The sequence below is a fragment of the Vibrio sp. 1-2 (7-a) genome, assembly GCF_013048515.1.
Classification (GTDB): domain Bacteria; phylum Pseudomonadota; class Gammaproteobacteria; order Enterobacterales; family Vibrionaceae; genus Vibrio; species Vibrio diabolicus.
Map to the genome: position 1 here is coordinate 74,484 of NZ_VHSQ01000007.1, position 12,170 is coordinate 86,653.

Sequence of the window (12,170 nt, forward strand, 5' to 3'; positions counted from 1 at the left end):
CTGATATCGCGCTTAAACTAAAGTCGCGATCGCTTTATCCAGTTTCGCCAAGCCTTCTTCAATTTCTTGTTGTGTGATAACGAGTGATGGTGTGAAACGTACGACATTGGCACCCGCAACCAATACCATGAGACCTTGTTTGCCTGCAGCGACGAGAACATCACGTGCGCGGCCTTGCCATTCTTCATTCAGTGCAGCGCCAAGCAATAGGCCTTGACCACGAACTTCTGAGAAGATGTTGTACTTAGCATTGATCTTCTCTAGACCTTCGCGGAACATCGCTTCGCGTTCTAGCACACCAGCCAACACTTCAGGCTTAGTAACTTCGTTCACAACTGCTTCTGCTACAGCACACGCGAGTGGGTTACCGCCGTATGTTGAACCGTGCGTACCGACTTTCATGTGCTCTGCTAATTTTGCAGTAGTCAGCATTGCACCGATTGGGAAACCGCCACCGAGTGATTTCGCGGTGCTTAGAATATCAGGTGTAATACCTAAACCTTGGTAAGCGTAGAAGTTACCTGTACGACCATTACCGGTTTGCACTTCATCGAAGATCAGTAGCGCGTTGTGTTTGTCACACAGCTCACGTACTGCTTGAGCAAACTCAGGCGTTGGTGGCACGATACCGCCTTCACCTTGTAGCGGCTCCATCATCACCGCACATGTGCGATCAGACATGTGTGCCTGTAGTGCTTCGATATCATTGTAAGGTAAGTGGGTAACGTCACCAGGCTTAGGACCAAAACCGTCAGAGTAAGCCGCTTGACCACCAACCGTTACGGTGAAGAACGTACGACCGTGGAAACCTTGTTTGAATGCAATGATTTCTGATTTCTCAGCGCCATGTACGTCAGCAGCGTAACGACGTGCCAGCTTAAGTGCAGCTTCGTTCGCTTCTGCGCCAGAGTTAGCAAAGAATACGCGCTCAGCAAAGCTCACTTCTGTTAGCTTTTTCGCCAGACGAAGTGCTGGTTCGTTCGTCATCACGTTACTTAAGTGCCACAGCTTGTTAGCTTGCTCTGTTAATGCGTTTACCATTACTGGATGACAATGGCCAAGACAGCTCACTGCAATACCACCAGCAAAGTCGATGTATTCATTACCTTTCTGATCCCAAACACGTGAACCTTCACCTTTAACAGGGATCATTTCCATCGGGTTATAGCAAGGTACCATTACCTCATCGAATAAACCGCGCTCTACTTTAATTTCCGTTGTCATTGCACATTCCTTCTTGATACCGCATGCGTAGCAGATAAGCGAATTTAACCGGCTCTCTTTGCCAGCAAATAATGTTTTGCATTTAAGCTATTGCGGCATTGTATTTACATTTAATTAACCATTTCAATAGTGATTTATTCTTTTCGTTCTCGAAAGCAACTTCCATTAATCACTGCTTATGACTATTTATGCATCAAGAAAGTAAAATAGAGAAGCGATTTTTTATAAATGTTATGTAATACAGGGGATAGAAGGTTTAAAAAGACATGAATAGACAAAGAGGCCAGAATGAACCGCATAGTTTTGCAATCCACTCACCTCGGCAAAAAGATGAATGATTTGTTAAGAAAAGTGATCGCGATCAGATCGCTTTACGTGCTAAAAAGTTCGCGAGCAACTCGTGACCTTGCTCTGTTTTGATCGATTCTGGGTGAAACTGCACTGCGTCAATTGGCAGAGTTTTATGTTGGTAACCCATGATTTCGTCCATACTTCCATCCGGCAGCTCAGTCCATGCGGTCAGTTCAAACACATCGGGTAACGTACCGTTTTTCACCACGAGAGAGTGATAACGGGTTACGGTGAGTGGGTTATTCAGGTTTTTAAACACACTGCGACCATTGTGACGAATAGGTGACGTTTTCCCATGCATTACTTGTCGAGCGCGCACGACTTCCCCACCAAACACTTGCGCTATCGCTTGATGACCAAGGCAAACACCCAATATTGGAAGCTTACCAGCGAAGTATTCTATAGCTTGTAGAGAGATACCTGCCTCGTTTGGCGTACACGGTCCAGGTGAGATCACCAAGTGAGTTGGGTTCAACGCTTCAATCCCTTGAATGTCGATTTCATCGTTACGCACGACTTTTACACTAGCGCCAAGCTCGCAAAAGTATTGGTAGAGGTTGTAAGTGAAAGAATCGTAGTTATCGATGATCAACAACATAGAGTGTCAGCTGCTCCAATCCGTTTAGGCAAGACTTAAGAGATGATTGTCTGGTTTGCGACAATTAAGGGCGGTATTTTGCAACACCAAACTAGAAAGGCAAGTCTTTGTGCAATAAAAAGGCCAGCATCGGCTGGCCTTTGGTCTTTACAGCTGTATTTTAGGAGATAAAGGCTTAGTTGCGGCGACGTAGTAAGCCAAGTCCAAGCATCGCGAGTAGCGCGCCAAAACCAAACGAACCACCATCTGAATCCTTCGAACCTTCTGCACCCGTTTCGGCTTGCGTCATTGAAACATCACGAACAGAGCTAAACTTAACGACGTTGCCTGTCGAGTCTGTCACTTTCTCTTCTAACTGGTAATTACCTTGTTCTGGCGCTTGTTCAAACTCAATATTCACGCTGCGTGCGTCAATGTCAGTTTGAGTCAAGGTTTGGCTAGCCGAGTAAACTTTTGCATCACTGCTTGTCGCGGCCGCTTGTGTGGATGCTGTTAAGTTCACTGTCACAATATCGCCCGCAACCGCAGTTGGTGGTAGACGTACATCAATAGCTAAGTTTTCACCCGCTTTCGGTAAATCGATATCATCATCTGGCAAATCAATAGCAATAATCACTGGATCATGATCAGACGCTGAGAACGCATCTTTGTACTTCGGCATGTCACCCGTGTATTTGCTGCTGTATTCAAACAAGTTACTTTCTAGAGAGTTGATGTGCCAATCTTCAATCGCCACCACTTTTTGCGCTAAACCGCTGCTTGCCAATGCATGGTCCAAGTTCCCCAACTCACCTGAATAGGTGTACGAGAACGTATCAGCGCCATGCAGCAAGGTGTTTAAATTGTGCAGACCGTAGCCTTTTTCAATCTTGGTTTTCTCTACTTGAAGCTCACCGCCACCAATGGTTGTGTAAGCGGCAGTGTAGATATCACGGCCGTATTTCTCTTGTGAGTAATCAGTGAGGGTAAGTAACGGATCTTCTTTGCCGTAAGCGTTCAAATCGCCCATGACGAGCACATCGCCATCAATATCTTTCAGCGCTTCACCAACGACTTTCGCAGCAGAAACACGGAAGTTGTTACAGTTACCTTGCAGATCCGCGGGTTCTGAGTCTTCTACACCAGCAATCCACTCTTCAATACATTCAGAGCCTTTCGATTTAAAGTGGTTCACGACCACTGAAAGATCTTCGCCAGTCTCTTTCACTGTAAAGGTCTGTAATAAGCTATGGCGTTGGTACTTGTCGTAAGCAGGGTTACTTTCTGTGCCCTCTTTACGAGTAATGGTGTTCTCTGCAATGTGTTGCTCTGGCGTCACAATGACTTTTGCTGCTTCTTTTGGTGTTACTGCGTTAGCACGATATAAGATCGCCACCATGATCGCATCACTGCCAAAGTATTCCTCTTGGTATTTATCTTGCTCTTCGATTTCGACATACGTGTAATGATCTTCCACGTCATCAATCTCAGCGTTTAAAGCATCAACCAAGTTTTGGATAGCACTGCCATCACCAAAGCCGTTGTTTTCCACTTCCATCAAGCCAATGATGTCCGCGTCCATCTTATTCATTGCTGAAACGATTTTCGCTTGCTGGATCAAGAACTCATCAAGATTTGTCGCGCCACGATTTTGCCCGGTTGGGTTGTCGTGCCCGCTGTCAGCAACCGAAGTGAAGTAGTTAAGAACGTTGAAGCTCGCTACTCGTAAATCAGAATCGGCTATGGCTGGCGCCGCTTTACGCGCAACGTCAAAGTCATCACCTGACGTGACAAAGTTTCTGCTATCGACTTCATTGGTCGCAATTAGGCGGTACTCGTTGTAGCTGTAATTCACTACACCTTGCAGGCCTTCGACGCGAGAGCCTAGGCGAATGTGCTGCTCTGAAGAGCCATTTTGGTCAAGATCTTGTGCAAACGTTGGGAAATATGGGATTTGACCATTTGGCGCTTTGCTATCCGATTCCAAGTAAATACGGTTGGCCGCATTCTCTTTGGCAAGGGCAACCGCAGCGTCACTCTCTGCTGCATGCAATTGAGTCGGCTTAAACAACGGTGCTTCATGAGACAACATCATGTTGTTGCGTCGAGAGTCATAATCGTAAGAAAAGTTACGAGTAACGAAAAGTTCGCTAGCCGAGCTCAGCTCAACTTGCATACCTTCATGACGCTCTAGTGCATCACGTAGTGTTTCCCCTTCCTTAATCGTTAACGGAGTAACCAAAGAGGCGTTTGATGTTCCTGTTTTTACATAACTGTTTGCATCAGAAGAAAGCTGAGTGTTGCTGTAGTACTCTTGTACTTTCCCTTTCACACAAACAACATCACCAGCTTTCAGCTCTGTATCGGCAACATCGGTGTGAATAAACAAACCTTCAGATGTCTTGTCGTTGCCATCATTCTCAAGTGCTTGCAGGTAGAAGCCTTTAGTTAAGCCTGTTGTTACAGCACTGACCACACCAGTTACGAAGTGATCTTCGGTCGTGATGTAAGGGTAGCCATCAATAAATGGAGAAGAAGCACCTTCACCTTGAATCTCTTGGATGGTGGTAAAGGCTGGTTCTTGTCCATCTACTTCACAAACAAATGGCGCAGGTGGCTCAGTTGTATTTAATTCTCCTAAACCATCAATATTATCTTTAGGTAAGGCTGTCCACTGAGTGGATTGGTAGGTAGTTGAAGGTGTAAGCGCATCACTGTTACGAACTAACGTGGTGTCTTTAGCGAAATCCACGTCCCCCATCACACCTAATATATCGTGCACTTCCCCATCTTTAAGAAGTGCCAACGGATCGTCGCCGTTAAAGTTCGCTACATTTTTATCAGTGTAATCCGCAACCGCCTTTATTGCTTCGCTCGCATCGCCATGAGCAAGCACATACACTTGCTTCGCTTGTAACGTTACGTCACTAAGATCAAGAGTGCTGCCCCACGAGCCGCCACCATTCGAAGATTTTGCTAATTCATAGCCTGTGAGTGTCACCGCAGTATCACCTGTATTGGCGATCTCGACCGCTTTATTATAAGCGCCGCCTTCCACATACTGGGAAATAATAATCTCTGCGTTCGCGTTTGCGCTAAGTGCACTGGCGATGGTTAGTGCGAGTATTGAGGGTTTGATTAACGTGTCCATTGTCATACCTGATATTTATGTAAATGCAAACTTAGCTCTGATCAGAGCCTACCATTTGCGTCTACTATCAGGTTTATTTATGAAATAAATAAGAATGAGCAATTAAAGCCGTGAAATGAATCACATGTGAATGTAAGAAAATATGCCAGAACATCCCATTCAAACATTTTTTGTAATAAATACAGAACGCTATTGATAAACAAGTCAAAATTTAGATTAATTACTCAGTTTATTTTTTCACTTCATGTTAAGGAGTAGAAAATACATCGCTCGTGAAGTGGCTTATTAACCAAGCTCACTTTGTTATAAATGAAAATATAATTAATCACTAATTTAGAAAGCTTTGATTTTAATTTTTATAGCCATATCTAAACTTAAGTCACCTATTATTCGCTCGGCTTTTTCTTACGCATGACCCTCATACTTCAAAATTTTCATCATTTGCTCAATAACTTCTCCTTATTCACTAGCCAAATTCATATACAAAAGATATAAAACCTGCGCGAGACATTAAGATCTCATTAGCTGTAAACCCAGGAACGATAAATGAAAAAAATTCAACGCAGTGCGCTAGCTCTCTCCTTACTTGGCTTGATAACGGGATGTCAATTGACCGCCAGTGAGCCACTTCAACCTACTGCGAATCAAAACATCATCGAATCAGCCAAAAATGAGCTGGATGGAATTGAAGAGTTAGAGGTCAGTGACGAGGGGGTTATTACTTTTACCCAGCGTCTAAGAACACCAGGAACCTACTGGATCCCAGCAAGAATTAAAGAACTTAGCTACGATATATCATGCGTGCAGCTCAGTTACTTCATTGATAGAGGCATGGTGGTGAAGTCCGCCTTTTTAGGTGCTCGAGGACGTGTTGAATATTACGATATGGAACGTTGCATGAAAGACACGCCATTCCAGTAAAAAGCATAAAAAAAGCTCCACTAACGTGGAGCTTTTTGTAATCTATTCTTAGCAACTATGGGCGAGCGACAAAGCCTACCGCTTTGTATGCTTTCTTCAGCGTTTCAGCGGCGCGAGCCGATGCTTTTTCTGCACCTTGCTGCATTACCTCATCCATGTAAGCACGATCAGCGCGAATACGATGGTATTCTGCTTGAATTGGCTCCAGCATTGCTACAACCGCCTCGCCAACATCTTTCTTAAATGGACCATACATTTCTACGCCTTTGTACTTGGCTTCGATATCTTCAAAGCTCATTCCTGTCGCCGCAGAGTAAAGTCCCATTAGGTTCGCGATACCCGCTTTGTTCTCGATATCATGGCGAATGCTTGGTGGGGTTTCGGTGTCTGTTTGCGCCTTGTTGATCTTCTTGATGATCGACTTTGGCTCTTCAAGCAGAGTAATCACGTTCTTACGGTTGTCATCTGACTTCGACATTTTCTTCGTCGCGTCTTGAAGACTCATCACACGTGCATTGACTGTTGGAATGTACGGCTCAGGAACGGTAAAAATCGGACTCTCTGGTGAGTAGATGTTGTTAAAACGCGTTGCGATATCACGCGCTAACTCAAGGTGCTGTTTCTGGTCGCTACCAACTGGTACTTGGTGTGCGCCGTAAAGCAAAATATCTGCTGCCATCAACACAGGGTAATCAAACAGACCCACGTTTACGTCATTCGCGTAACGTGCCGATTTGTCTTTAAACTGAGTCATACGGCTCAGCTCACCCATTTGCGTGTAACAGTTAAGAAGCCAACCAAGTTGAGCATGCTCTGGTACGTGTGACTGAACAAATAGCGTGCTCTTCTTCGGATCAACACCAACTGCCAGACAAATTGCCAGTGCATCTAATGTCGCTTCATGCAGTGCTTTAGGATCCTGACGAACCGTAATCGCATGAAGGTCTACTACACAGTATTGGCAATCATAATCGTCTTGCATCTGCTGCCATTGACGTAGAGCACCCAAGTAGTTACCGATACTTAGTTCACCTGACGGTTGAACACCACTCAATACAATGGGTTTGCTCATTAGAATGATTCCTTTGACTTCTTAATCTAATTAAAATGAAAAACCGTGCGGCTTTTAGCGCACGGTTTACTCAGTGTACTCATTAACAAGTATTTTGGAAGATCTTTTGTTGCCGTTATGCAGAAACAGCGACGACTTCCAGTAATTCCGCGAGGCGGTTCGCCACTACGTCAGGGTTCGAAGCTGAAATGGGCTCGCCGTGGTTATAACCGTAAGTTAAACCAAATGAAGCGCAACCCGCATTTTTCGCCGCCAAGATATCGTTTTTCGAATCCCCAACCATCAGCATCTCTGCTGGTTTTACCTGGTGCTTTTCCATTAGCCAGTTCAGCGCCACCGGGTTTGGTTTTTTCTCTGGAAACGCGTCACCACCTAATACGTCTACGAAGTACTTGGCGATGTCATGCTGCTCTAGAATTTCTGGTACGAATTTCGAGGGCTTGTTCGTCACAATCGCCATCGTAAAACCAGCTTGGTGTAGCTCTTCAAGCGTCTCTTTTACTGTTGGGTAAAGGTGACTTAGCTTATGGCCGCTTTGCTTGTAGTATTCATCAAACAGCTCACGCGCTTTAGCACGCAGCCCATCACTCAAATCACTGCTGATGGTCATGCTTTGGCTTAATGCACGTCCAATCAATATATCAGCACCATTACCAACGTAATCACGCACCTGCTCTTCTGATACAGAAGGATAGCCTAACGCCTGCACTGCTTGATCGGCCGCTACGGCAAGATCTGGCACGCTATCAAGCAGTGTTCCATCCAGATCAAAAGCAATCAATTTAATGTCTTGTTGGGTCATAAATTCCCTAGCTAAAATAACACAGGATGGTTCCCCATCCTGTGTGCTTAATCTTGATGTCACTCAGTGTCACACTCAGCGACGCTTAGTGTGCTCGCCTTATTTTTGGGCAGCCAAACGCTGACGAACCGCTTCAAACAAACAGATACCAGAAGCCACTGATACGTTCAAGCTTGATACACTGCCCGCCATAGGGATCTTAATTAAATCATCGCAGGTTTCGCGAGTAAGACGACGCATACCATCACCTTCAGCACCCATCACGATAGCAAGAGGACCAGTGAGCTTAGCTTGATAAATGTCGTGCGTAGCTTCACCAGCCGTACCCACAAACCAAATCCCTTTTTCCTGTAGCGTACGCATTGTACGTGCAAGGTTGGTTACACGAATCAAAGGCACAACCTCTGCAGCGCCACATGCTACTTTACTTACCGTTGCATTCATTGGTGCAGAACGATCTTTCGGTACGATGATCGCCGCAGCGCCTGCCGCATCTGCGTTACGCAAACACGCACCAAGGTTGTGCGGGTCCGTCACACCATCTAACACTAACAGTAGCGGTGATTCATGCTGAGCTAAGATGTCATCAATGTCGTTCTCGTTCAGCTGTTTTGCTGGTTTTACGCGAGCAATGATGCCTTGGTGATTTGCACCACGCGCTTTATCATCCAGAGTTTTACGCGTCATTTGTTGAATAGAGACACCACAAACCTGAAGATCATTTAGGATTGGCATTAGGCGATCATCTTGACGACCTTTTAAAACGTATGCCTCGATAAAACGCTCTGGTTCGCGCTCCAATACCGCTTTCACTGCGTGAATGCCGTAGATAAATTCGTTACTCATTGTTTAACCTGTTGTTCGGGTCGTATTGCCTGCGCCAGCCGAGTTTGAACTGAGCTGGCGCTTCAGCCTACTACGCTTCTTTTTTAGTGCGCTTGGTTTTCTTCGGCTTACTGTGTGGCTTTTTTTTACGTGCTTTTTTCACTTTAGGCTTCTTTTTGCCTTCGGCGTCATCACGTTTTGGGCCATTGCGCTTACTCGCTGCGCCCGTTTCTTCTGGACGCTTAGTTGGCTCTATCGCAGGAACTGCGCGAGGCGCGCCACCTTCTTTCGATGAAGAGCGAGTCGCAGCGCGTTTTTTATCTTTCGCTTTGCGTTTTGCTTCCGCTGCGCGTTTCTTCGCAGTCTTACCTTCACCGCGTAGCTTACGACTTGTTTCGACCAATTCAAAGTCAATTTGCTTATCATCGAGGTTAACAGCCAGTACTTTTACTTTTACTGCATCACCTAAGCGATAGATGTTACCGAAACTTTCACCAATAAGTCGTTGACCAATCGGGTCAAATTGATAGTAGTCGTTCGCAAGGGTAGAAATATGCACCAAACCATCGATGTGCAAATCCGTTAAACGTACAAAGAAGCCAAAGCTAGTGACATTAGCAATCACGCCGTCTAGTTCGTCACCGACGTGATCTTGCATGTATTCACACTTCAACCAATCCGCAACATCACGTGTTGCATCGTCCGCACGGCGCTCTGTCATCGAACATTGTTCACCGTAAAAGTCCATATCATCGAACGAGTAATGATAGCCACCCGTTGGTGTCCAGCGATCTTGATTACGACCTTCTTCTTTCGCAATCAGATACTTGATTGCACGGTGAAGTAACAAGTCAGGGTAACGACGAATTGGCGACGTAAAGTGCGCATAGCGTTTCAGTGCCAATCCAAAGTGCCCCGCGTTATCTGCGTTGTATACCGCTTGCTTCATTGAGCGCAGCAGCATGGTTTGAATCAACTCTTGATCTTGACGCCCAGAGATTTGACGTGCGAGATCAGCATAGTCCGTTGGTGAAGGCTCTAAACCACCTTTTAGCTCAAGACCAAGTTCACTTAAGAAGTCACGGAAACCTTGCAGGCGTAATTCACCTGGAGATTCGTGGATACGATAGAGCGCAGGCTCTTTCGCTTTTTCTACCAGCGATGCCGAAGCAATGTTGGCTAAAATCATACATTCTTCGATGATCTTGTGCGCGTCATTACGAATAACTGGCTCAATACTTTCGATTTTACGTTCCGCATTGAAGATAAATTTGGTTTCAACGGTTTCAAATTCGATTGCACCGCGTTGATCTCGTGCCTCTTTCAGCACTTTGTACATCTTATGCAGCTCTTCTAGATGAGAAACAAGCGGCTGGTAACGCTCACGTAGTTCCTCATCCCCTTCTAGAATCGCGCTCACTTTGCTATATGTGAGACGAGCGTGCGAGTTCATCACGGCTTCGTAGTGCTTGTAGCCCGATAGTTTACCCGTCTCTGAGATGGTCATTTCGCACACCATACACAAGCGATCAACTTGTGGGTTAAGTGAACACAAACCATTTGATAGCACTTCCGGTAGCATTGGCACTACTTGCGATGGGAAGTACACCGAGTTACCACGGTTGATGGCTTCTTTATCCAGCGCAGAGTCAGGGCGAACGTAGTAACTGACGTCAGCAATCGCTACCCATAAACGCCAACCACCTTCTTTGTTCTTCTCACAGTAAACAGCATCATCAAAGTCTCGTGCGTCTTCGCCGTCAATGGTCACAAGTGGTAACTCACGTAGATCCACACGACCAACTTTGGCTTCTTCTGGTACTTCTTCGCCTAAGTTTTCGATTTGTTTATCGACGGCCTCTGGCCACTCGTGAGGAATTTGGTGTGTACGAATCGCAATTTGCGTTTCCATACCTGGTGCCATATTTTCACCAAGTACTTCAACAACTTTACCCATCATGCCACGTGAGCGTGAGCCACGATCAGTAATTTCAATCACGACCACGTTACCCATGCGTGCACCCGCTTTGTGCTCATTTGGGATCAGAATATCTTGGCTGATACGCGAGTCATCAGGGACAACATAGGAATAACCATATTCGAGGAAGAAACGACCGACGATTTGATCATTACGCTCCTCTAACACTCGAACCAAGCGCCCTTCACGACGACCGCGCTTGCTGTTGTCTGTAGGTTGCACTAAAACAAAGTCACCGTGGATGATGTTCTTCATTTGATGGTGCGGTAACAGAATATCATCATCCTTGCCGACGCTGCCTTCTGGACGCACCCAACCGTGGCCATCACGATGACCAATCACGTAACCTTTCACCATTTCAAGTTTTTCAGGCAATGCGTAGCACTGACGGCGGGTAAACACCAGTTGACCATCTCGCTCCATCGCACGTAGCCGACGACGCAACCCTTCGTATTGCTCTTCGCCCTCAAGCTTTAGTGCCTCAAACAAGTCATTGCGATTCATTGGAACGCCCGCTTGCTCTAGAAACTCGATGATAAACTCTCGGCTTGGAATTGGATTTTCGTAATTTTTGGATTCACGATCTGCAAAAGGATCGTTTGGAATATTGTCTGACATAGGCACGCCTATCTAGCAAGGAAGGTATATGGCTAGTATATCTGAGTCTCTCGATAAGCTACAGAATTGCTTTGAAAAAAGAATGATCGAGATCGACTCTAGACGTGCAAATGAGTTAAGGACGAGCCAGTAAGATCAACAACTCAGAATTGTCGCTCAGCAAGGATTCGATCGTGCAATCATCCAGCTCCGCCAAAAAGGCACTTTTTGCTTTTGCCAATTTATCTTTGAGACGACAGGCAGGAGTAATATGGCAAAAATCTACGCCGCAATTGACCAAATCTAACGGCTCTAAATCTCGCACCACACCACCTACTGTGATTTCAGAAGCAGGTTTCATCAGCCGAATACCACCGTTTTTTCCACGCACGGTGTGGACATAACCTAGTTGCCCTAAACGGTTGATAACTTTGACCATATGGTTACGTGACACACCAAATAAATCCGTCACTTCAGTGATATTAGTTAACTCATCTTCCGGCAACGAAGCCAAGAAAATTAAGGTTCTCAACGCATAATCAGTAAAGCTCGTTAACTGCATATTCTCTCCCAAAGTGCGACTCAATAACTCGCTGGTGACACTAAAACGCCAAACTTGAGCTATCGATAAAAGTGTAAATCTTTTCTTGATCGAAAGATACATTTGAGATA

General features: G+C 45.5%; 9 protein-coding genes. 1 reads left to right on the plus strand and 8 read right to left on the minus strand.

What is annotated here, in order from left to right; translation table 11 throughout:
* Positions 1-12: 12 nt before the first annotated feature.
* The 3 genes from FKN08_RS16990 to FKN08_RS17000 all read right to left on the minus strand — a co-directional run bounded on the left by FKN08_RS16990 (position 13) and on the right by FKN08_RS17000 (position 5,303).
* Positions 13-1,224, minus strand: coding sequence for an aspartate aminotransferase family protein (locus FKN08_RS16990; RefSeq protein ID WP_170892577.1), 1,212 nt, complete (start codon positions 1,222-1,224; stop codon positions 13-15).
* A gap of 361 nt (positions 1,225-1,585) precedes the next feature.
* Positions 1,586-2,173, minus strand: a complete 588-nt coding sequence (locus FKN08_RS16995; protein ID WP_005397690.1) for an aminodeoxychorismate/anthranilate synthase component II — start codon at positions 2,171-2,173, stop codon at positions 1,586-1,588.
* A 175-nt stretch (positions 2,174-2,348) separates the two neighbouring features.
* Positions 2,349-5,303 (minus strand): ExeM/NucH family extracellular endonuclease, encoded by a 2,955-nt coding sequence (locus tag FKN08_RS17000; protein ID WP_170892578.1) that lies wholly within the window; start codon positions 5,301-5,303, stop codon positions 2,349-2,351.
* Between the two features lie 546 nt (positions 5,304-5,849).
* Here FKN08_RS17000 and FKN08_RS17005 point away from each other — a divergent pair.
* Complete coding sequence (locus FKN08_RS17005; RefSeq protein WP_047010420.1) at positions 5,850-6,224, plus strand: hypothetical protein; 375 nt, start codon at positions 5,850-5,852, stop codon at positions 6,222-6,224.
* Positions 6,225-6,279: 55 nt separating this feature from the next.
* Here FKN08_RS17005 and trpS read toward each other — a convergent pair whose 3' ends face one another.
* From trpS to nsrR, 5 genes are all read right to left on the minus strand, one after another.
* Entirely contained in the window at positions 6,280-7,296 is a 1,017-nt protein-coding gene (trpS, locus tag FKN08_RS17010) for a tryptophan--tRNA ligase (protein WP_005395367.1), read from the minus strand.
* A gap of 115 nt (positions 7,297-7,411) precedes the next feature.
* Positions 7,412-8,098 (minus strand): phosphoglycolate phosphatase, encoded by a 687-nt coding sequence (locus FKN08_RS17015; RefSeq protein ID WP_047010421.1) that lies wholly within the window; start codon positions 8,096-8,098, stop codon positions 7,412-7,414.
* Between the two features lie 99 nt (positions 8,099-8,197).
* Positions 8,198-8,944, minus strand: coding sequence for a 23S rRNA (guanosine(2251)-2'-O)-methyltransferase RlmB (gene rlmB, locus FKN08_RS17020; protein ID WP_005395369.1), 747 nt, complete (start codon positions 8,942-8,944; stop codon positions 8,198-8,200).
* 70 nt (positions 8,945-9,014) lie between these two features.
* Positions 9,015-11,519, minus strand: a complete 2,505-nt coding sequence (gene rnr, locus FKN08_RS17025; protein WP_047010422.1) for a ribonuclease R — start codon at positions 11,517-11,519, stop codon at positions 9,015-9,017.
* 115 nt (positions 11,520-11,634) lie between these two features.
* Positions 11,635-12,060 carry a nitric oxide-sensing transcriptional repressor NsrR gene (gene nsrR / locus FKN08_RS17030; protein ID WP_005387939.1) on the minus strand — a complete coding sequence of 142 codons (426 nt, stop codon included), beginning with the start codon at positions 12,058-12,060 and terminating at the stop codon, positions 11,635-11,637.
* Positions 12,061-12,170 lie beyond the last annotated feature (110 nt).

Bases quoted from the DNA above. Each gene is read 5' to 3' on its own strand.
- nsrR (WP_005387939.1), bottom strand. From the start codon at position 12,060: ATGCAGTTAACGAGCTTTACTGATTATGCGTTGAGAACCTTAATTTTC.
- FKN08_RS17005 (WP_047010420.1), top strand. From the start codon at position 5,850: ATGAAAAAAATTCAACGCAGTGCGCTAGCTCTCTCCTTACTTGGCTTG.
- rnr (WP_047010422.1), bottom strand. From the start codon at position 11,519: ATGTCAGACAATATTCCAAACGATCCTTTTGCAGATCGTGAATCCAAA.
- FKN08_RS16990 (WP_170892577.1), bottom strand. From the start codon at position 1,224: ATGACAACGGAAATTAAAGTAGAGCGCGGTTTATTCGATGAGGTAATG.
- rlmB (WP_005395369.1), bottom strand. From the start codon at position 8,944: ATGAGTAACGAATTTATCTACGGCATTCACGCAGTGAAAGCGGTATTG.
- FKN08_RS17000 (WP_170892578.1), bottom strand. From the start codon at position 5,303: ATGGACACGTTAATCAAACCCTCAATACTCGCACTAACCATCGCCAGT.
- FKN08_RS17015 (WP_047010421.1), bottom strand. From the start codon at position 8,098: ATGACCCAACAAGACATTAAATTGATTGCTTTTGATCTGGATGGAACA.
- trpS (WP_005395367.1), bottom strand. From the start codon at position 7,296: ATGAGCAAACCCATTGTATTGAGTGGTGTTCAACCGTCAGGTGAACTA.
- FKN08_RS16995 (WP_005397690.1), bottom strand. From the start codon at position 2,173: ATGTTGTTGATCATCGATAACTACGATTCTTTCACTTACAACCTCTAC.